Genomic DNA, 18,866 nt, shown 5'->3' with positions numbered 1-18,866 from the left:
CCGCAAGCTGGCGCTTGCGTCTTCAAGGGGCCCGCGGTCAGCTCTCGCGCACGACCAGCACCGAAACCGGCGCTTTTTCTGCAACCCGTCCGCCATGCGCATGGAACAGGTAATCGCTCACGTTCGGGACGTGGCTCGCCATCACGATAAGCTCTGCCCCGGTATCGCTGCAGGCCTTGATCAGCGTCTTATCAAGGTCCACCGCCGGATCGTGGCTGACAACGGCATGGCCCGAAGCGGTCATGTTGCGCTTGGCTGCCTGGCCGGACGCGAACGCATCGAGTTTTGCCGCAAACTCCTGCGGATTATGCGCCACCTTGCTGGGCTGGGGTGAGGTCACCCCCACGAAAATCACTTCTGCGTTGTAAAGATGCGCGAGATCCGAGGCCAATTGCAGCGCCCGCTCCAGTCGGTCGGCGTGGGTCAGATCGACGGGCACCATGATTTTGGAATACACGGTCTCCCTCCTCTTGCTTCAAATTCAATGCGTCACCGGCACAGAGGCCAAGAGCGCACCGGGCGGGGCGGTATCGGGACCGCGCAATCGCGGCGCTGCCCCCTCCCTAGGACCGCGGCAGGGCCGCGGCACGCATGAAAAACGCGCGGACATCGCCGCGCGTTCATCCGGTAGATGCAAAGTATTATAATGATTTAGGCGTTGACGTCCACCACGACGCGGCCCTTGACCTGGCCCTTGAGGATATCCGCACCCAGTTGCGGCAGATCGCCCAGCGTGGCGGGCTGGATCATCGCTTCCAGCTTGTCCATCGGCAGGTCCTTGGCGATCCGCTGCCAGGCGCGGACACGGTTGTCATAGGGCTGCATGACCGAGTCGATGCCCAACAGGTTCACGCCGCGCAGCAGGAACGGGACAACGGTGGCCGGCAGCGCGGCGCCGCCCGCCAAACCAACAGCCGCCACCGAGGCACCGTATTTCATCTGCCCCAGCACCCGCGCCAGCATGGCGCCGCCGACCGCATCCACGCAGCCCGCCCAGGTTTCGCTTTCCAGCGGCCGTTTGGTGGTTTCGTTGATTTCCTCGCGGGCAACAATCTGGGTGGCGCCCAGGGACTTCAGGTAGTCCGCGGTTTCCGGGCGGCCGGTGACGCCAGCTACCTCATGGCCGAGATTGGCCAGGATTGCGGTCGCGACCGAGCCGACGCCGCCTGCCGCGCCTGTGACCAGAACCGGCCCGTGGCCCGGCTCCAGCCCGTGATCCTCCAGCGCCATGACCGCCAGCATCGCGGTAAAGCCCGCGGTGCCAACAGCCATCGCCTGGCGAGTGTCCAGCCCCTCCGGCAGCGGCACCAGCCAGTCGGCGCGCACATTGGCCTTCTGGCTGTAGCCGCCCCAATGGGCCTCGCCCACGCGCCAGCCGGTCAGCACCACCTTGTCGCCCGGCTTATAGCGGTCATCCGAGGACGCCTCAACGGTGCCCGCAAAATCAATCCCCGGCACGTGCGGATACTTGCGCACCAGCCCGCCGCCCGGCCCGATGCAAAGCCCGTCCTTGTAGTTCACGGTGGAATACTCCACCGCCACGGTCACTTCGCCCTCGGGCAGCTGATCGAGGCTGATCTGCTCGACCGCGGCGGAGGTCTTGCCGCTCTCTTCGTCCTTGTTCACAACCAAAGCGTTGAACATCTGCCTTCTCCTTAAATCCAGAATGTGTCGCGCACAGTGGCTGTGCGCATACCGTCGGGTGTCTCCACCTCAAGCTTGGTGCCCGCGTCCCAATGAGTCATGCGGATCATGCCGATCGAGACGTTGGTCTCAAAGTCCGGCGACCAGGCGGAGGACGTCACCTGCCCCGCCCGCTTGCCGTTCGCAAAGACCGGCCAGGGCCGGTCGCAGCCCGGCACCGCATCGCCGTCAATCGCAATCGGGCGGATCTGCTGCACCGGACCCTCTTTGGCCACCCGCAGCAGGGCGTCGCGGCCGATGCAGCCAATCGCCGTGTGGGTGTTGCAAAACTTGCCAAGCCCGCATTCATGCGGGGTATTGTCGTCGGTCATGTCGTTGCCGTAGCTCAGCAGCCCGCCCTCGATCCGCTCGATCAGGTTGGGGCAGCCGGCCCGGACCTGCAGATCCTCGCCCGCTTCGAACAGCCGGTTCCACAGCGGCATTCCCAAATCGCCGCCTTCAAGGTAGATCTCATATCCGCCCTGCTTGGAATAGCCGGAGCGCGCGATCACCAGGTCGCGGCCTTCGAACTGGAAGATGCCGAAGCGGAAAAAGCGGACCTTGCGCACCTCCTCGCCAAAGACGCGGGCCATCAGGTCGTCCGCGCGGGGGCCTTGGATTGCGAGCGGCGAGACATCCGGCTCATCCACCAGCACATCCAGCCGCCAGCCGTTGGCAATGCCCTTGACCCATAACAGCAGATCGCTGTCGGCAATCGAGATCCACCAGCGGTCGTCGCTCAGCTTGACCGCCACCGGATCGTTCAGCATGCCACCGGTCTCGTCGACGATGGGCACGTAGAAACACTGGCCTGCCGTCATGCCGCGCAGATCGCGCGGCGTCAGCATTTGCATCAGCCGCCCGGCGTCGGGGCCGCGCAGCTCCACCTGGCGTTCGCAGGCAACGTCCCAGACCTGCACGTGCTCTTTGAGGTGGCGGTAGTCCGCCTGCACGCTTTCAAAAACGGTGGGCAACAGCATCCGGTTGTAGACCGTGTAGGCCTTTACACCGGCCGCTTCGACGCCATCGGAAAACGGGGTGCGCCGCAGGCGGCGCGACGGGGACAGCAGGGCCATGGCTATTCCTCCCAGAACCATGTGCAATGTACCCGGCGGCCGCAGCGGAGCCGCCGCCGGAAAAGCCGATTACTTCGGCCCGTGCCAGTCGATCTGGCAAATCTCGGCAGAACGGCCGTCAAAGTCCCAGACCCGGCCAAAGGCGCGTACGCGGCCCTTGGTGGCGGTGGCGACGGTGATGTCCGGGCCCATCCAGTATTCGGTGTTGGTGACAACGATGTCCTTGCCGTCCTTGCCCTCGACCGGGACCACGGCACCCTGGATCTTCTTGCCGACCATCAGGCGGCGTTCCTTGCCTTCGGTCTCGAAAGTGACCGGTGCGCGCTCGGCGCCCAGGAACTCGCCCACCAGCATAGAGAACAGGCCGGTCGTGCCGCGCGCCGCGCCGGAGAAGATCGCAACCAGCGCGTCATAGGCGTCATCCGAGGCGCGGTCGTCGATATAGGCCGCCGCCTTCCAGTTGCCGCGGCCCATGTTGCCGGGGATTTCCAGGAACAGGCCGACGTTCAGGCCGGACAGGTCAACCCCGCCGTAGTCGCCGGTGTCGATACGCACGCCCGCCCAGGCCTGGCAGTGGCCCTCGGTCGGCGGGTGCTTGCCCAGCGACACCACGCAGGGGCAAAACACGGTGCAGTTGCAGTTGAGGATCAGCTCCCCTTTGATTGTCCAGGGCACGGTGCCCGTAGCGGCGTCCAAGGCCATGTCTTAGTCTCCCTCTCAGATAATCCCTGCCGCCAGCGCCAGCGCCGCAATCACCAGCCCCGCACCCAGCGGTTTGGTGATGTAGCGGCCCAGGTCCGGCAGCTTTTCCAAAATCATGATCACGGTCGCCAGCCCCATGAAGGCGATATTCATGGTGCCGCCCGCAAAGGCCAGCAGCATCAGTGCCCAGCAGCAGCCCAAGCATACCAGCCCCAGCCGCAGGCCGTTACGCAGCGGCCCCTCGTCCCAGTGCTGCATAAAGAACACCAGCGGGCGGCGGCATTTGCTGAGGCAGGCTTCCTTTACCGGCGAAAACTGGTAGCCGCCCGCGACCAGCAGCAGCCCCGCCGACAGGTAGCGCGAGTTGCTGTCGCCAAAGGCGGTGAGCAATTCTGCCTGGAACAGTCCCAGTTGCAGCACGGCGGCCAGCGCCGAAAAGCCCAGCCAAACCGCCAGATAGCCGCCCACCAGCCGGGTGAAACTGGTGTCCGGCGCAGTGTGGGACAGGTCCTCGTAGGTGGCAAAGGCGGGCAATGCTGTCGGCGCCATCATCGCGGCCGACATCAGTGCCCACATAATCAGCATCTTGCCAAAGCCCGCCGCATCCGGTGTCAGCACGCAGAAGTCGCGCCAGAAATCCGGACCGTAGATCGCCCCGGCCTCGCGCAGTTCGGCCGGCACCGACATTGCATAAAGCAGCCCCCACGCCCCCAGGATCAGCCCGAACAGGCCCAGCCAATGCCAGCCTCCCATGGTTCTGATCCGTTGTGCCAGAATGGCTTTCATCGCGCGCTCCGCGTATGAGGGTTAGCGACTCACGTCTTGAGTTTTAAATGTCAGACTTTTAAATGTCAGACAAATGATTTCTTGCCGGCCCCGCTCCGGCATAACGCAGCGTCAGGACCCCGGGCATGAAGATTGACCCCAACAGCTCCGCCGATCTTTCGGTTCAGATAGCCCAGGCGATCAAGGATGCCATCATTTCCGGCGAGTTGATTGTCGATGAGCGGCTGCCGTCGGAGGCGGAACTGTCGGATCACTTCCAGGTGTCCCGCCCGACCGTGCGCGAAGCGCTGAAGCGGCTGGCGGCGCAGTCGCTGATCCGCACCCAGCGCGGCGCCTCCGGCGGAGCGTTTGTGAACCGGCTGAGTTTCGAGGACGCCTATTCGCAGCAGATCACCACCTCCACCCTGCTGCTGAGCATGAATGCGGTGAGTTTCGATACCGCCTGCGAGGCGCGCTACGCGCTGGAACGCGCCTGCGCGCCGCTGTCGGCCGAGCGCCGCAGTGCGGACCACCTGGCGACGATGCGGGCGGAGATCTTCCGCCAGGGGCAGCCCGGCCTGACCGATGAGGCCTTCTGCGCCTCCGACGTGGCGTTTCACCGGGCGCTGGTGGACGGCGCGGGCAATCCGGTGCTGTCGTATCAGCTGGCCGGCGCAGTGGAAGCAATGCAGCCCTTGATGAACATGATCACTTTCACCGCGCGCGACCGCGAAGCGATCACCGGCCTGCATTCCCGTATTGCCGACGCCATCGAGGCGGGCGACGGCAGTGCAGCCGTCTCCGGCTTGCAGGATCTGGAGAGCGAGACCCGCAAGCTGGCCTCTGACGTTTTTGCCGCGCGGGCGCAGAGGTAACGGCTCAACACTTTTTTAACCATGACCCGGGACAGTTGGGTCATGGTTAAACCCGGTTCCGCCCTCTCCCCCGATATCTGGCTGCGCGATATCTTCGCCTGCAAAGCGGTTCAGAACGGCCAGGTGTTCCGCCGCAAGATCCGCGATATCGAGCGCTATGCCGGGATGGAGGCCTTTCTGGCCGAAGTCCGCGCCCGCGGGTTTCAGGCGGTGCTGAACCGCGAGCAGGTTGTCGTCTTCTGCAACAGCGCCCCGATCCGCAAACTGGTGTGACAGTGCCGTTTTCCGGCGCGGAAAACGGCCAGAAATCCTGCGAGGATTTCTGGCGGCACCAGCGGCGGCACAGCACCAGTTTTCCGCGCCGGAAAACTGGCCGGAATCCTCGCAGGATTCCGGTTGCCCCCTTTGCAACCGCACAGAAGCGCACTATATAGCTGATGTTCCCTTGTGGAACTATGGACATAAACGCGCTCGTAATAAGCGGATCGGACCCGGGGGCGGTACCCGGCGGCTCCACCAAAATCCTTCGTTTGGGGATCATGGGGCCGAAACAGGATCGACGGACGTCTAAAGGGGTTTGCTTTGTCTCGGCGGGGTGCCACCGTACCGGCCCAAACAGTACAATTGCAAACGACAATCGTGCTCCGGTTGCTCTGGCTGCGTAAGCAGTTCGAGGAATCGAAATCTAAGCCCTTGCGCCTAGCCGCGTAAGGCGGGGTTCGCAGGTACCTGGCAACAGAAACCTGCACTTTCTCCACTTTGTCCAACCAAGTCCCCAGCCGGTGTGCGGGGAATGCCTAAAACCTTAGGGATGGGCTGTAAAACCTGCCGGCGCCGGCTAAACTGCCGGGTCTGAACCGGACTCGGACCGCAAGAAATCCTTCAATGCCTTTGACTGCACAATGTTGAAATACTGACGCTCTGCGATTTCAGCCCGGCCGTGCCGGAGCGTGCAACTCCCTCCGTCCTGCTGCTTGCCGTCCGAACCGGCGCGGCTGCCTGACAGCTCCCTATGCCCCTTGCCTGACCGGGCATGGCTCTGCTTAACGAAAAGAATGACTGATACTTTCACCAAACCCGCGACTGAACCCTTTGTCACGCGCCGGGCCGCCGCATCCGGCGCAAGCCCTGTCATGGAAGCCCCCTTCGACCCGGCGGGCATGGCGGACATGCCTTTGACCCGTCTGCTGCATTACTGGTTTGAGGAAGTCTGGGGCAGAGGCAATCTGAACGCCGTCTCCGACATCATGCGCCGCAATACGCTGATCTCCGGGTCTGTTTCCGCCCTTGCAGAACCGGAAAGCGATTACAGCGAGGTAGTCGCTGCGCTGCGCAACCTTTTGGGTCCGATCAAGGTGACCTTCACCCATGTGATGGAAACCGACGAATGGGTGTCGGTCCGGCTGGTGGCCGCGACCAGCAATCCCCGCGACGGCGAACCGTTCGAGATCACCGGCCAGGTCATGGCGCGGGTGGAGGACGGCAGGATTGCCGAGATGCACTCCAACATGGATTATTTCCGGATGTTCGAAATGCTGGGCCAGCTGCCGCCGGAGGCCCTGGCCATCTGCCTGACCGGGGAACGGCTCGGCTAACAGGCGTATGCGGCGCCATCATCGCAGGTTCTTGATCTTTGCCCCCTGCCGGACGAGCCAGGCTCAAGCCTTCCAGCGCTTGACAGGCTGGCCCGGGGTGTGAGAGGCGCCGGTACCGATTGGCACGGCCTTGCCGCCATGGCGGCGGGGCTGTTGCGCCGGTCAGTGGAGCACCATCAGCAGCTTGAGGCAGCCATGACCCTGGATAACGCGCTGAACCGCCGGGCCCGCGCCTGCCGAGGCCACAGCCGGGTCGCGGAGCGCGCAGCATGAGCCATCCCGGCTGGGCAGAGATGTTCCGTGTCTTTGGGCGCATCGGGGTGCTGAGCTTTGGCGGCCCGGCGGCGCAGATTGCCGTGATGCACAAGGATCTGGTCGAGGACCGCCCCTGGCTGAGCGAAGAAAGCTTCCTGCGGGGGCTTTCGTTTTGCATGCTGCTGCCGGGGCCGGAAGCGATGCAGCTGGCAACCTATACCGGCTGGAAGATGCGCGGCACCGCTGGCGGGCTGCTGGCGGGGCTGCTGTTTGTTCTGCCCGGGGCCGCGGTGATTGCCCTTTTGGCCTGGCTTTACGTGCAATACGGCACCCTGCCCGCGGTGCAATCCGCCTTTCTGGGCATCAAGGCCGCTGTTGTTGTCATCATCCTGCAGGCGCTGCGGCGGCTGGCGGGCAAGGCGCTGCGCCATCGGGCGGACTGGATGCTGGCCGGCTTCGGCTTTGCCGCGCTGTTCCTGCTGAACCTGCCGTTCCCGCTGGTGGTGCTTGCGGCCGCCCTCACCGGCTTCCTGCGCAAGTCAGCCGGGGCGGAGCTGCCCGCCTCTGCCGCGCCGTTTCAGGCTGCCGGCACGTTGCGGACCGTCGCCGTCTGGGGCAGCCTGTGGCTGCTGCCGCTGATTGCGCTCAGCCTGTCCGGCGCAGGCTTCCTGGCCGATGTCGGCTGGTTCTTCGCCAAACTCGCGGTAGTGACCTTTGGCGGTGCCTATGCGGTGCTGGCCTATATCAGCCAAACGGTTGTCAGCCAGTTCGGCTGGATCACCGCCGGACAGATGATCGACGCCCTGGGACTGGCCGAGACCACGCCCGGACCGCTGATCCTGGTCACGCAATTCGTTGCCATGCTGTCGGGGCTGCTGCAGGACGGAATTGGCCTGTTTCTGGCGGCAGGCGCGGTGGCGCTGTGGGCGACCTTCATGCCCTGCTTTCTGTGGATCTTCGCCGCCGCGCCTTATGTCGAGCGCATCGCCGCGCATCCCCGGCTTGGCATGGCACTGAAGGCGGTTACTGCCACGGTCGCGGGCGTGATTCTGAACCTGTCGGTCTGGTTCCTGATGCATGTGGCGTTTGCCCAAACGCAGGTTTATGAGGCTGGAATCCTGCATATCCCTGCGCCGGTCTGGAGCAGCATGGACACCGCCGCGGTGCTGCTGGTTCTGCTGGCGCCGCTGGCGGCCTGGATGGTGCGCGGCAATATGCTGCTGCTGCTGGCTGCCATGGCCTGCGCCGGACTGGCCCTTGGCGAATTCCCGTTTCCAATCAGCTGACTGCGGCGGCTTTCAACCCGCCGTCCTGTGCCAAAAATAATTCGGCTGGCGAAAAGGGCGGTCTTTTGTTTCCGCCAGAATCTCTTATGCTTGGGAGCAAATGAACAAAGGGTGACTGCATGTCCCGTGAAATCGACTATGGCAACTTGATGCACTCTGCCATGCGCGGCCTGATCCGGACCGTGCTGCAGGACATCGCTGACAACGGCTTGCCCGGTAACCACCACTTTTTCATCACCTTCGACACGGCCCATCCCGATGTGGAACTGGCCGACTGGCTGTCCGACCGCTACCCGGGCGAAATGACCGTGGTCATGCAGCACTGGTTCGACAACCTGACTGTGGATGAAGAAGGCTTTGCCGTCACACTGAACTTCGGCGACTCGCCCGAACCTCTTTATATCCCCTATGACGCGATCCGTACTTTCGTCGACCCGTCGGTGGAATTCGGGCTGCGGTTCGAAAGCGCCGATGAGGATTCCGAGGGCTATGCAGAGGCACCGGATGCCGATGAGGAGCAGGACACCGCCCGTGTCCCGGCCGAGGAAAAGAAAAACGCAGACATCGTCTCGCTGGACAGCTTCCGCAAATAACGCGCGTCCGCTCTCGGGTGAACAACTGGCGGCCCCGCAGGCCGCCTGTTTTATGCCTGCATCACTGCCGCGACAGGAAGGTGCGCAGCTGCCGCCGGGGTTCGCCGTTCAGGCGCGAGATATATTCAAGGTCCAAGCCGCCTTCGGCCAAAGTCCGGTCGTACTGCTGCATCTCGTAATCCCCGTTGGGATGGATATACAGCGAGAACACCGTCAGCGTATCGCCGGTGATACGGCACCAGACAAACGGCTCCCCTTTCATCGGGTCGAGCGGCACCGAATGGCCGAATACATTGCGGGTCATCGCTGCGGAAAAGACACCTTCACGGCCGCTGGGCAGAAACTCGATCTCATAGGTTTTCGACTTCCGGCGCCCGTCGTCCTTTTCCGTCGTAGACGTCCACTTGATGGTGAAACCTTTCTTCAATTCGCGGATCGCCACGCTCATATCCCGGGGGTCGGTGTCACCGTCTTCCTTCACGATCTCGACGCTGCCGGCGTATTCGCCCGCGAAGCGGGAAATGTCCGCGCGCGCCCACTGCGGCAGCAGCAAGAGCAGAACCGCCGCCACCAGGGCGTCAAGGCTCAGCAAGGCCTTGAGAGTTCGCAAATGCGTTGGCACGTCGCAATTCCCTCCGGATGTCCAGGCCTGTCCCCCACGCACTGTAATCATAGCATGGTTTCAGGCAATGGCATGTCTCCGATTGCGCCAATTCGGCACTATACCTGCCCGCGCGATTGGCTATGCTGCGCGCAACTGGCCAATTGCACTGCCGCAATGCGCAGGCTAAACGGCATACAATCGCATACGTAACGGAGAGAAGACGGATGTCCGAGACCCGCACCGAAACCGACAGCTTTGGTCCGCTCGAGGTCCCAGCAGACAAGTACTGGGGCGCGCAGACCCAGCGGTCGATCATGAACTTTCCGATCGGCTGGGAAAGACAGCCGGTCGCCATTGTGCGCGCGCTGGGGGTAATCAAGCAGGCCTGCGCCATGGCCAACAAAGAGTCGGGCAAGCTGGACGCAAAGATCGCCGATGCCGTCATCCAGGCCGCCAGCGAAGTGGTGGCAGGTAAATTCGACGACAACTTCCCGCTGGTGGTGTGGCAGACGGGGTCCGGCACCCAGTCCAACATGAACTCCAACGAGGTGATCGCCAACCGCGCCATCGAGATCCTGGGCGGCACCATCGGCTCCAAGGATCCGGTGCATCCGAACGATCACTGCAACATGGGGCAGTCGTCCAACGACACCTTCCCGACCGCGATGCATATCGCCACTGCGATGATGGTGCGCGACGTGCTGGTGCCCGGGCTGACCAAGCTTGCCGAAGGGCTGGAGAAGAAGTCCGAAGAATTCAAGGACATCATCAAGATCGGCCGCACTCACACCCAGGACGCGACCCCGCTGACGCTGGGCCAGGAATTCGGCGGCTACGCGCATCAGATCCGTCAAGGCCTGGCCCGGGTCGAGGCGGCAATGCCCGGGATCTATGAGCTGGCGCAGGGCGGCACCGCCGTCGGCACCGGTCTGAACACCCAGAAAGGCTGGGGCGAGACCGTTGCCGCCAACATGGCGGAGATCACCGGCCTGCCCTTCGTCACAGCACCGAACAAGTTCGAGGCACTGGCGGCGCATGACGCGATGGTGTTCCTGTCCGGCGCGCTCGCGACGATTGCGGGCAGCTGCTACAAGATCGCCAACGACATCCGCTTCCTCGGCTCCGGTCCGCGCTCCGGCCTGGGTGAGCTGATCCTGCCGGAGAACGAGCCCGGCTCCTCGATCATGCCGGGCAAGGTGAACCCGACCCAGGCCGAGGCGCTGACCCAGGTGGCAGCGCACGTCATGGGCAATGACGCGGCGATCAAGTTCGCAGGCTCCCAGGGCCATTTCGAGCTGAACGTCTACAACCCGATGATGTCCTACAACCTCTTGCAGTCGATCCAGCTGCTGGGCGATGCGGCCGACAGCTTCACCGAGCGGATGCTGAACGGCATCAAGGCCAACGAGCCGCGCATCGACAAGCTGATGAAGGAGTCGCTGATGCTGGTCACCGCGCTGGCGCCGACCATCGGTTATGACAACGCCACCACCGTTGCCAAGACCGCGCATAAGAACGGCACCACGCTGAAGGAAGAAGCGGTCAAGCTGGGCTTTGTCGATGAAGCCACTTTTGACGCAGTGGTGCGGCCCGAGCAGATGATCGGGCCGAAGGACTGATGGAAAAGCCGGTCAACCTGAACCGGTACAGAAAGGAAAAAGCGCGGGCCCAGAAGAAGGCCCGTGCTGACCGGAACGCCGTGACGTTCGGGCGGACCAAGGCCGAGAAAGACCTGGACAAGGCGCGCAACGCGCAAGAGCTCAAACGTCTGGACGAGCACAAGCGCGACGAATGAATTCCCGCCCGAAGAAGCATTCCCTGACCCTGCGCGGGCATCGCACCTCCGTGTCGCTGGAGGATGAGTTCTGGGATGCCTTTCGCGAAATCGCAACCCGCGAAGACAGGGCAATCAATGACTTGGCAGCGGAAATTGACGAAACCCGGGGCGAGGACTGCGGGCTGGCGTCCGCCATCCGGCTGTTCGTGCTGCGGCGGTTAAGGGCGCGTTAACCACAAATTGCCATCCTCAGCTTATGCCGGTACCTGCCCCTCTCTCTGCTGACGCGTGGTTGCAGCAACTTTTCCGTTCCCAGGCGGCCGCCAAGGGCGGCGTCATCCGGCGGCAGAAGCGTGACATAGAACGGCTGCTCGGCTGGGACCGGTTTCGGCAGGAATTGAAACACCGCGGTTTCCACGCCGTGGAAAACGCTGGTCAGGTCGTTATCTTCTGCAACCAGGAAGCCGTGCGTATCATCCAGTAACGCAAATTTCTTCGAAGAAATTTGCCAAGAAAATTCGAATTTTCTTGGCTACCGCTCCGAGAGGTGCAGCCAGATCCCGTTTTTCGACCGCACCGTGAGATGCGCCACAGGAACGGGCGCCCTGCCCGCAACCGGCTCAACGCGGAACCGGCGCAGGATCATCGACAGGATCAGCGGCCCCTCCACCATGGCGAAACCCGCCCCCGTACACACGCGGGCACCGGCTGAGAACGGGATATACGCGTCCCGCTGGCACTGCTTGCCGTTCTCCGTCCCCCAGCGCGCGGGATCAAAGCCGTTCGGGTTCTCCCACAGCCGCTCATGCCGGTGCAGGTGCCAGGGGCTGAGCACCATCTGCGCGCCCTTGGGCACGGCACGGTTGCGGAAGTGTTCGGGACATGCAGCCTCCCGCACCATCATCGGCACCGGCGGATACAGCCGCAAGGTTTCGCGGAACACATCGCGGCTGACCTTCAGCCGTGAAACGGCAGCAAAGCTCTCATCCTCCAGCACCGCGGCCTCCGCCGCCACCCTTTCCTGCCAATCCGGGTAGAGCGCCACCAGATAGAGCGCCCAGGCCAAGGCCGAGGCGCTGGTTTCATGACCCGCGAGGAAGAAGATCGCCACCTGATCGACCATCTCGGCGGTATCAAACGTGCTGCCGGTCTTCGGGTCGCGGGTGGTCATGATCTTGGTCGCCAGGTCATCCGGCGCCCTGCCCGCCTCGATCGCCGCCATCCGTTCGGCCGTCAGCTTCGCGATCAGCGTCCGGATCTCTGCGGCGTTCCGGCGGGTACCGCGGCGGAAGAACCGCGGCATCCAGCGCGGCAGCGGCACGAACGCGGCCAGGTTCAGCAATGGCTGGCTGCGCTGGTAGTCGCGGAACCGGGTGAAGACTTCGCCGGCCACCTCATGGCCGATCGGGATCGAAAACAACGTGCGGAAGATCACGTCTGCCGCCGCGTGCGAGGTTTCCTCCTCAATCTCCACCGGCCCCTTCCGCCCCTCCAGGCGCTGGACCGCCGCCTCCGCCGCGGCGCGCATCGCCGGGTAGGTATCCTTGAGCCGCCCGCCCTCGAAGGCGGGATCAATGATCCGCCGCTGCCGCTTCCAGTCCGCGCCATTGGTCAGAAACACCGAATTGCCCAGCAAGGGCTTCAGCCCCTCTGCAATGCGGTCCGATTTCGGGAAATCATCCGGGCGCTCCTTCAGCAGCAGCTTCACCAGATCCGGCTGGTTGACTAGGAAGGAGCGGAAAAACGGCGTGCGGAACTCTGCCATCCAGGCGCGGTAAAGCCGCGCAGGCTGCGCCGACAGGATGTCCTGACGGAACAGTCTTACATATCGCCACAGCGGCACCTTGTCGGAGCGCGCTGGCGGTTTTGGCGGCATCACTTGGGTCATTCAGCGGCCACCGAGGTGAACTTCGACACCGGCACGTCAATCCGCGACTTCGAAGGTTTCCGGTCCCGGTACCGTTCTGCCAGCGTCAGCGGCCCAGCAGTGATGCGGAAATAGTCATAGTCGCCCGGCCGGTCGAAAGCGCAAAGATACTGGAAATGCAGACGGAAAAACCGCCAGCGCAGCTGCTGCCAGCGCTCCGGGCTGAGGGTCTGGGTGAAGGCGGCAGAAAACACCAGCGGCCAGCGCTTGCCTTCCGGCGCAACGCCGCTGACAGCGACAGGATCACACAGCGCAAAGGCGCAGCCATCGCCCGGCGCGGTGACATCCACCCAGGCAAGCTCCGTGCGCTGGGACAGGTATCTCAGATCGGCCCGCAGACGGCTGGCCTGCGGCAGGAAGGAGACCATGGGCACCACCTGCCCCAGCGTGAGAAATCCAAGAGCGGGGCGGTCTTCGGGCAGCCCATGCCGGATCAGGTCCGCCAGCACCGGCACCCCCAGATGCGCACCGGAGGAGTGGCCGACGACCAGCACCTCGTCCAGGGTTTTGTCCTGTAAGGCGCCTGCTATCAGAGCGCGGAATTCGTCCATCCGCACCTCCATCTCCGGCGGAATGGCGCCGCGGGAGGCCGCAGAATGGGCGTAATCGTGCATCAGGTAATACGCGAAGAACTTGCCGTCGCGTGTCTTGAACCAGCGCAGCAGCGCATAGCCGGCGCCAAGGCCCAGCATCCAGGCTGGCAGCAGGGCAAAGGGGCCGTTCAGCCCGGCAGCAGCAGCGGCAAGGCCAATGGCATGAGCAGCGCCCCAAGCCAGCAGCAGCGCCAGAAGCGCCTGCACAAGCAGCATTCCCACCGGGTAGAGCGCGGCAATCACCGGCCCCTTGCGCAGCCGCATCAGCCGCCTGAGCGCGCCGGTGGAGAGATAGATCCAGGCGGTGCGCAACAGCTGCCAGTAGGTGCCTGCAATCGTCGCCTCCATGCTGCCGCGCACGATGTCGGACCAGACCAGCACCTCGATATCCGCCTCCGTGCGCTGCCCGTCCATCTCAACCGCAACATGCCAGCCGTAGGGGCCGTTGGTCCGTTTGGGAGAGAGCGTCAGGCTGTAGCCGGAAATCTGCGCCTGCGCGGCGCCTTCCTTGCGGTAAAGCTCCCGGTAGCGGCGCGGGTGAATCGGGTCATAGCCGGGGATGTAAAACACCCGGCGTTTGCGCACCTGCTGGGGGTTGGAACCCATGTGATCCACGCTGTTGATCCGCGTTGTCCTGCTCTGACGTCTCCAGCGCAGACTAGCAGCGCAATCCGGCAAGAGTAAGGCCGGGCGAGGCAAAGAAAAAGGGGCCCTCAGGCCCCTTTGAAAGTCCTCAGGTCAGCCCAGCGTGGCCAGCGCCGGGAAGGTTTCCAGCAGCCACCAGGAGAAGGTGGTGAACAGGCCGGTGACCAGCATGATGCCGACAAACAGCAACAGGCCGCCCATCACTTTCTCGATCAGCCCCATGTGGCGTTTCATCTTGTTCATCAGCGTCATCGAGCGGTTCAGGAACATCGCCGCCAGCAGAAACGGTACGCCCAGACCCGCGGCGTAAACGCCCAGCAGAAGCGTGCCGCGGCTGACGGAAGCCTCCGATGCGGCCAGCGACAGGATGGCGCCCAGCTGCGGGCCGATACACGGCGTCCAGCCAAAGGCAAAAGCCAGCCCGAGCACATAAGCCCCCAAAGCGGAGCCGCCGGATTCGCCCGCCTCCATCCGTGCCTCGCGGTCCAGCAGCGGAATGCGGAAAACCGACAGGAAGTGGAGCCCGAAGATGATCACGACGACGCCTGAAACCTGGGCGAAAAGCTCCTGATTTTGCAGCACAAATGCGCCGAATGCAGAGGCCGTGAAGCCCAGCAGCAGAAACACCGTGGACAGCCCCAGCACAAAGAACAGCGCCGCGATGATCGCCTTACGCCGCGCGGCGACTGTGCCCTGCATCTCGCCGATGGTGACGCCGCTCATATAGGCCAGGTAAGGCGGCACAATCGGCAGCACGCAGGGCGACAGAAAACTGATCACGCCGCCCAGCAGCGCCACCAGCATGGCAGGGAGCAGCCCTGCGTCGATGATCTCGATTCCAAACATGGTCCAACACTTATGCCAGCAGGCGGCCAACGTCACGGGGACGGCTGGTCACATCCTTGTGGACAGCATGAAACATCCCCCTTATCTGAACACCATGAGCGAGATCAAAGAGACCCTCGATGCAATCGGGCTGCTGTGCCCCCTGCCCGTCCTGAAGGCGCGCAAGCGGCTGAAATCGCTGCAGCGCGGCCATGTGCTGCAACTGCTGGCGGACGACCCGGCGGCGGTGATCGACGTGCCGCATTTCTGTAATGAGGCAGGGCATGAATTCCTGGGCCACAGCGAAGGCGCAGGCCACCAGATCTACCTGATCCGCAAGGGCGGCTAGGCCGCGAACCTTCCCAGCGCCCGTGCCTTGCGGCACCGGAGTTCCGCAAAAACTGCGGCCCGGAAAACTGTGTTTCGTGCGCAGCCCGAAGTTTCCTGATTGGAGGCAGCCCCAACTGAAAAAGGCAGGCCTGACGGCCTGCCTTTTCGCGTGTTCCATGCTGAGCTCAGCCGCCCATCGACCACCAGCCGCGGCGTTTTGGCTTGGACGAAGCTGCGGGCTCCCGCTCAGCGGCGGCGCCAGCCATGGCAGGCTCCGGCTGTTTTTCCTCTTCCGGCGCAGCGGCGGGTTCCAGCGCAGCGGCCTCTTCCACAGCAGTCTGCTCCCCGGCTGGTTCCGCATCGGGTTCCTCAGAAGACAGCTCTTCGGCCGCTTCGGCAGCAGCTTCTGCAGGCGCCTCAGCCTCTGCCTCTTGCGCAGCAGCCGGTTCTTCTGCCGGAGCGGCCTGTTCAGCTTCCGCAGCGGGCTCTGCGTCCTGGGCGGCAGCGGCGTCTGTGCTGTCCGCAACGGCCTCAACCGCCGGTTCTGCAGTCTCATCAGCCTGAGCTTCCGCGACCGTCTCAGCCACAGGCGCTTCGGCAGCGGCGGGCGCTTCCTCTGCGGCGGCTTCGGAGCCTTCAGCAGCAACTGCGTCTGCCTCAGCCTGCTTGCTCTTCGGTTTGCGCGAACGGGACCGGGTGCGGGTGCGGGAGGGCTTCTTCTCCTTCACGTCTTCCGCGGCAGGCTCTTCCGCCTCAGAGTCAGCTTCCAGCGCCTCGTCAGCCTCTTCCTTCGGCTGATCCTGGTCTTCGGAGGTGTCCTCGCCGTTCTCGCCCGTCTGGGCCTGATCGCCGTTGCCGGACTTCCGGCGGCGGCGGCGGCGGCGCTTGCGCTTGGGCTTGTCGTCCTGCGGCGCATCGTCCTCAGCGGCCTCAACGGCGACGGGGGCCTCTTCCTCGTCCTGCTGCGCTTCGTCAGCGTCCACCTGCTCCATGATCGAGGTATCCACCGACACCACCGGAGCGGTGGCCGCAGGCACGGTGCGGGAAGCGGTCTTGAACTTCTCCAGCACGAAGTCCGGGCTGACCAGATGCGCGTCGCCTTCGATGCGCACGGACAGGCCGTAACGCGCCTCGATCTGGGCGATGTGCTCGCGCTTCTGGTTCATCAGGAAGTTGGCGATGGAGACCGGGCAGCGCACCAGCACCTCGCGGGAGCGGCGGCGGGTGCCCTCTTCCTCGATCTGGCGCAGGATCGACAGCGCCATCGAGTCGTCAGAGCGGATCAGTCCGGTGCCGTGGCAATGCGGGCACGGCGCGGTGGTCGCCTCGATCATGCCGGGGCGCAGCCGCTGGCGCGACATTTCCATCAGGCCGAAGCCCGAGATCCGGCCCACCTGGATGCGGGCGCGGTCGGTCTTCAGCTTGTCCTTCATGCGCTTTTCGACGGCGGCGTTGTTCTTGCGCTCGTCCATGTCGATGAAGTCGATCACGATCAGGCCCGCAAGGTCGCGCAGGCGCAGCTGGCGCGCCACTTCTTCGGCGGCCTCCAAGTTAGTCTTGAGCGCGGTTTCCTCGATCGAGGCTTCCTTGGTCGCCCGGCCGGAGTTCACGTCGATCGCCACCAACGCTTCGGTCACGCCGATCACGATGTAACCGCCGGATTTCAGCTGCACGACCGGGTTGAACATGCCGCCCAGGTAGCTTTCGACCTGGTAGCGGGCGAACAGCGGCAGCGCGTCCTGGTAATGCTTCACGTTCTTGGCGTGGGACGGCATAATCATCTTCATGAAGTCCTTGGCGATGCGGTAGCCGCGGTCGCCTTCCACCAGAACCTCGTCGATGTCGCGGTTATAAAGATCGCGGATCGAGCGTTTGATCAGGTCGCCTTCCTCATAGATCTTGGCCGGCGCGATGGATTTCAGCGTCAGCTCGCGAATCTGCTCCCACAGGCGCTGCAGGTATTCGTAGTCGCGCTTGATCTCCGCCTTGGTGCGCTTGGCCCCAGCGGTGCGCACGATCAGGCCCGCGCCGGTCGGCACGTCCAGTTCGGAGGCAATGTCCTTGAGCTTCTTGCGGTCGGCAGCATTGGTGATCTTGCGGGAGATGCCGCCGCCGCGGGCGGTGTTCGGCATCAGCACGCAGTAGCGGCCGGCCAGCGACAGATATGTGGTCAGCGCTGCGCCCTTGTTGCCGCGCTCTTCCTTGACGACCTGCACCAGCAGCACCTGGCGCACCTTGATCACTTCCTGGATCTTGTAGCGGCGCGGGCGGGGTTTGCGCGGCGGACGGATGTCCTCGCTGTCGTCCTCTTCGGCGACGGATTCGATGGTTTCATCCTTGGTGGCCGCGTCGGCCCGGCGGGACTCACCGTTTTCGTCGCCCTCGTCGCCGGCAGCGTCCTCTGCCTTGACTTCTTCGGCGTCCGCTTCGGTTTCGGCCTCGGCAGCTGCTGCCTCAGCTTCGTCCGCAGCCTCGTCACCCGCCACAGCAGAAGCATCCGCCTCTGCCGCCTCAGCGGGGGCTTCATTCTCGTCTTCCGGCTCTTCCACCGGGGTTTCCGCAACACGTTCCACCGGCGAGGAGCCCTCAGGCACTTCGGCCAGTTCCGCAGGCACATCCGCAGCCGCGGCGCTATCGCTCAGGTCGATGGTTTCCATCCCGGCGATTTCGCCGGTCTTCTCGTCAGCGACGCCGACTTCCTTGGTCTCCACCGCATCACCGGAGGAGGCCTTGGCCGCCTTGGCCGAAGACTTGGACCGGCGCGACCGCTTGGGTTTGGACGGTTTTTCTTCTTCTTCCTCGTCGCGCGCGCGCATCGCCTCGGCATAGGCGCGCTCTTCCTCCATCAGCGCTTCGCGGTCGGCCACCGGGATCTGGTAATAATCCGGGTGGATTTCCGAGAACGCCAGGAAGCCATGGCGGTTGCCGCCATAGTCAACAAACGCCGCCTGCAGCGACGGTTCGACCCGGGTTACTTTTGCGAGGTAGATGTTGCCAGCAAGCTGGCGTTTGTTTTCGGACTCAAAGTCGAACTCCTCAACCTTGTTTCCATCGACCACCACAACGCGGGTTTCTTCCGCGTGGGTGGCGTCAATAAGCATCTTATTTGCCATTTGTCCTTGGTGCACCTGCCCTGTGCGCCCGCAAGCTGTCTGCTTCCAGGCGGCCGCGCGCGTTTCGGGTGGTGTCTTGTCAGGGCGATCTGGGACGGCGCGGTGCAGCAGGTGGTCCCGGGGACTATGCCCGGCCTTCCTGCCTCAGTGCTCTTCGCTCTCGCGCGCGTCATCGCGGTTCTTCTCCGGCAGGCAAGCCGCGGCCTGTCCTGCCTAATAATC

20 protein-coding genes and 1 other RNA gene are annotated in these 18,866 nt (G+C 63.9%); 11 read left to right on the top strand and 10 right to left on the bottom strand.

What is annotated here, in order from left to right; translation table 11 throughout:
- Positions 1–37: 37 nt before the first annotated feature.
- From PHA8399_RS13835 to PHA8399_RS13815, 5 genes are all read right to left on the bottom strand, one after another.
- Positions 38–457 (bottom strand): universal stress protein, encoded by a 420-nt coding sequence (locus PHA8399_RS13835; protein ID WP_058286715.1) that lies wholly within the window; start codon positions 455–457, stop codon positions 38–40.
- Between the two features lie 194 nt (positions 458–651).
- Positions 652–1,644 (bottom strand): acryloyl-CoA reductase, encoded by a 993-nt coding sequence (gene acuI / locus PHA8399_RS13830; RefSeq protein ID WP_058286714.1) that lies wholly within the window; start codon positions 1,642–1,644, stop codon positions 652–654.
- An 11-nt stretch (positions 1,645–1,655) separates the two neighbouring features.
- Positions 1,656–2,759: a dimethylsulfoniopropionate demethylase gene (locus tag PHA8399_RS13825; RefSeq protein WP_058286713.1), complete on the bottom strand. Its 1,104-nt coding sequence runs from the start codon at positions 2,757–2,759 to the stop codon at positions 1,656–1,658.
- 69 nt (positions 2,760–2,828) lie between these two features.
- Entirely contained in the window at positions 2,829–3,461 is a 633-nt protein-coding gene (locus tag PHA8399_RS13820) for a DUF1326 domain-containing protein (protein WP_058286712.1), read from the bottom strand.
- Between the two features lie 15 nt (positions 3,462–3,476).
- Positions 3,477–4,247, bottom strand: coding sequence for a DUF2182 domain-containing protein (locus PHA8399_RS13815; RefSeq protein WP_208856312.1), 771 nt, complete (start codon positions 4,245–4,247; stop codon positions 3,477–3,479).
- Positions 4,248–4,372: 125 nt separating this feature from the next.
- On the opposite strand from PHA8399_RS13815, the gene PHA8399_RS13810 reads away from it, so the two are divergent.
- The 6 genes from PHA8399_RS13810 (at position 4,373) to PHA8399_RS13790 (ending at position 8,830) form a co-directional block, all read left to right on the top strand.
- Positions 4,373–5,101, top strand: a complete 729-nt coding sequence (locus PHA8399_RS13810; protein ID WP_058286711.1) for a FadR/GntR family transcriptional regulator — start codon at positions 4,373–4,375, stop codon at positions 5,099–5,101.
- Between the two features lie 21 nt (positions 5,102–5,122).
- Positions 5,123–5,374, top strand: a complete 252-nt coding sequence (locus PHA8399_RS13805) for a hypothetical protein (RefSeq protein ID WP_058286710.1) — start codon at positions 5,123–5,125, stop codon at positions 5,372–5,374.
- A 127-nt stretch (positions 5,375–5,501) separates the two neighbouring features.
- Positions 5,502–5,851: a transfer-messenger RNA gene (gene ssrA / locus PHA8399_RS22015) on the top strand.
- 305 nt (positions 5,852–6,156) lie between these two features.
- Positions 6,157–6,696 carry a nuclear transport factor 2 family protein gene (locus PHA8399_RS13800; RefSeq protein WP_058286709.1) on the top strand — a complete coding sequence of 180 codons (540 nt, stop codon included), beginning with the start codon at positions 6,157–6,159 and terminating at the stop codon, positions 6,694–6,696.
- Positions 6,697–6,965: 269 nt separating this feature from the next.
- Entirely contained in the window at positions 6,966–8,237 is a 1,272-nt protein-coding gene (chrA, locus tag PHA8399_RS13795) for a chromate efflux transporter (RefSeq protein WP_058286708.1), read from the top strand.
- A gap of 119 nt (positions 8,238–8,356) precedes the next feature.
- Positions 8,357–8,830: an SspB family protein gene (locus tag PHA8399_RS13790; protein WP_058286707.1), complete on the top strand. Its 474-nt coding sequence runs from the start codon at positions 8,357–8,359 to the stop codon at positions 8,828–8,830.
- Positions 8,831–8,891: 61 nt separating this feature from the next.
- Here PHA8399_RS13790 and PHA8399_RS13785 read toward each other — a convergent pair whose 3' ends face one another.
- Positions 8,892–9,452 carry a hypothetical protein gene (locus tag PHA8399_RS13785; RefSeq protein ID WP_058286706.1) on the bottom strand — a complete coding sequence of 187 codons (561 nt, stop codon included), beginning with the start codon at positions 9,450–9,452 and terminating at the stop codon, positions 8,892–8,894.
- 206 nt (positions 9,453–9,658) lie between these two features.
- Between PHA8399_RS13785 and fumC the strand changes: the two genes are divergently transcribed.
- From fumC to PHA8399_RS13765, 4 genes are read left to right on the top strand one after another with little or no spacing between them, the layout of a single operon-like run.
- On the top strand, positions 9,659–11,053 hold the full coding sequence (gene fumC, locus PHA8399_RS13780; protein ID WP_058286705.1) for a class II fumarate hydratase: 1,395 nt from the start codon (positions 9,659–9,661) through the stop codon (positions 11,051–11,053).
- Positions 11,053–11,229, top strand: a complete 177-nt coding sequence (locus PHA8399_RS13775) for a DUF4169 family protein (protein WP_058286704.1) — start codon at positions 11,053–11,055, stop codon at positions 11,227–11,229. Before fumC ends, PHA8399_RS13775 begins: the two co-directional genes overlap by 1 nt.
- Positions 11,226–11,444, top strand: a complete 219-nt coding sequence (locus PHA8399_RS13770; protein ID WP_058286703.1) for a ribbon-helix-helix domain-containing protein — start codon at positions 11,226–11,228, stop codon at positions 11,442–11,444. The genes PHA8399_RS13775 and PHA8399_RS13770 overlap by 4 nt, the downstream gene beginning before the upstream one ends.
- Before the next feature lie 23 nt (positions 11,445–11,467).
- Complete coding sequence (locus PHA8399_RS13765) at positions 11,468–11,695, top strand: hypothetical protein (RefSeq protein ID WP_058286702.1); 228 nt, start codon at positions 11,468–11,470, stop codon at positions 11,693–11,695.
- 48 nt (positions 11,696–11,743) lie between these two features.
- Here the strand turns inward: PHA8399_RS13765 and PHA8399_RS13760 are convergent, their stop codons facing one another.
- The 3 genes from PHA8399_RS13760 to PHA8399_RS13750 all read right to left on the bottom strand — a co-directional run bounded on the left by PHA8399_RS13760 (position 11,744) and on the right by PHA8399_RS13750 (position 15,222).
- Positions 11,744–13,099: a cytochrome P450 gene (locus PHA8399_RS13760; protein WP_058286701.1), complete on the bottom strand. Its 1,356-nt coding sequence runs from the start codon at positions 13,097–13,099 to the stop codon at positions 11,744–11,746.
- Positions 13,096–14,337 carry a hypothetical protein gene (locus PHA8399_RS13755; protein WP_058286700.1) on the bottom strand — a complete coding sequence of 414 codons (1,242 nt, stop codon included), beginning with the start codon at positions 14,335–14,337 and terminating at the stop codon, positions 13,096–13,098. Before PHA8399_RS13755 ends, PHA8399_RS13760 begins: the two co-directional genes overlap by 4 nt.
- A 132-nt stretch (positions 14,338–14,469) precedes the next feature.
- The gene (locus PHA8399_RS13750; protein ID WP_058286699.1) at positions 14,470–15,222 is read right to left on the bottom strand and encodes a cytochrome c biogenesis CcdA family protein; all 753 of its coding nucleotides are present in this window, start codon (positions 15,220–15,222) and stop codon (positions 14,470–14,472) included.
- Between the two features lie 94 nt (positions 15,223–15,316).
- Here PHA8399_RS13750 and PHA8399_RS13745 point away from each other — a divergent pair, with 94 nt between their 5' ends.
- Positions 15,317–15,550: a sulfurtransferase TusA family protein gene (locus tag PHA8399_RS13745; protein WP_058286698.1), complete on the top strand. Its 234-nt coding sequence runs from the start codon at positions 15,317–15,319 to the stop codon at positions 15,548–15,550.
- 166 nt (positions 15,551–15,716) lie between these two features.
- Here the strand turns inward: PHA8399_RS13745 and PHA8399_RS13740 are convergent, their stop codons facing one another.
- The gene (locus tag PHA8399_RS13740) at positions 15,717–18,644 is read right to left on the bottom strand and encodes an Rne/Rng family ribonuclease (RefSeq protein ID WP_058286697.1); all 2,928 of its coding nucleotides are present in this window, start codon (positions 18,642–18,644) and stop codon (positions 15,717–15,719) included.
- Positions 18,645–18,866: the final 222 nt, after the last annotated feature.

It is taken from the genome of Leisingera aquaemixtae, from assembly GCF_001458395.1.
GTDB lineage: Bacteria > Pseudomonadota > Alphaproteobacteria > Rhodobacterales > Rhodobacteraceae > Leisingera > Leisingera aquaemixtae.
This window is presented reverse-complemented; position numbering and strand designations above follow the sequence as displayed.

Excerpts from the sequence above, each read along its gene's own strand:
- acuI (WP_058286714.1), bottom strand. The coding sequence starts at position 1,644 with ATGTTCAACGCTTTGGTTGTGAACAAGGACGAAGAGAGCGGCAAGACC.
- PHA8399_RS13825 (WP_058286713.1), bottom strand. The coding sequence starts at position 2,759 with ATGGCCCTGCTGTCCCCGTCGCGCCGCCTGCGGCGCACCCCGTTTTCC.
- PHA8399_RS13820 (WP_058286712.1), bottom strand. The coding sequence starts at position 3,461 with ATGGCCTTGGACGCCGCTACGGGCACCGTGCCCTGGACAATCAAAGGG.
- PHA8399_RS13815 (WP_208856312.1), bottom strand. The coding sequence starts at position 4,247 with ATGAAAGCCATTCTGGCACAACGGATCAGAACCATGGGAGGCTGGCAT.
- PHA8399_RS13810 (WP_058286711.1), top strand. The coding sequence starts at position 4,373 with ATGAAGATTGACCCCAACAGCTCCGCCGATCTTTCGGTTCAGATAGCC.
- PHA8399_RS13805 (WP_058286710.1), top strand. The coding sequence starts at position 5,123 with ATGACCCGGGACAGTTGGGTCATGGTTAAACCCGGTTCCGCCCTCTCC.
- PHA8399_RS13800 (WP_058286709.1), top strand. The coding sequence starts at position 6,157 with ATGACTGATACTTTCACCAAACCCGCGACTGAACCCTTTGTCACGCGC.
- chrA (WP_058286708.1), top strand. The coding sequence starts at position 6,966 with ATGAGCCATCCCGGCTGGGCAGAGATGTTCCGTGTCTTTGGGCGCATC.
- PHA8399_RS13790 (WP_058286707.1), top strand. The coding sequence starts at position 8,357 with ATGTCCCGTGAAATCGACTATGGCAACTTGATGCACTCTGCCATGCGC.
- fumC (WP_058286705.1), top strand. The coding sequence starts at position 9,659 with ATGTCCGAGACCCGCACCGAAACCGACAGCTTTGGTCCGCTCGAGGTC.
- PHA8399_RS13775 (WP_058286704.1), top strand. The coding sequence starts at position 11,053 with ATGGAAAAGCCGGTCAACCTGAACCGGTACAGAAAGGAAAAAGCGCGG.
- PHA8399_RS13770 (WP_058286703.1), top strand. The coding sequence starts at position 11,226 with ATGAATTCCCGCCCGAAGAAGCATTCCCTGACCCTGCGCGGGCATCGC.
- PHA8399_RS13765 (WP_058286702.1), top strand. The coding sequence starts at position 11,468 with ATGCCGGTACCTGCCCCTCTCTCTGCTGACGCGTGGTTGCAGCAACTT.
- PHA8399_RS13760 (WP_058286701.1), bottom strand. The coding sequence starts at position 13,099 with ATGACCCAAGTGATGCCGCCAAAACCGCCAGCGCGCTCCGACAAGGTG.
- PHA8399_RS13755 (WP_058286700.1), bottom strand. The coding sequence starts at position 14,337 with ATGGGTTCCAACCCCCAGCAGGTGCGCAAACGCCGGGTGTTTTACATC.
- PHA8399_RS13750 (WP_058286699.1), bottom strand. The coding sequence starts at position 15,222 with ATGTTTGGAATCGAGATCATCGACGCAGGGCTGCTCCCTGCCATGCTG.
- PHA8399_RS13745 (WP_058286698.1), top strand. The coding sequence starts at position 15,317 with ATGAGCGAGATCAAAGAGACCCTCGATGCAATCGGGCTGCTGTGCCCC.
- PHA8399_RS13740 (WP_058286697.1), bottom strand. The coding sequence starts at position 18,644 with ATGGCAAATAAGATGCTTATTGACGCCACCCACGCGGAAGAAACCCGC.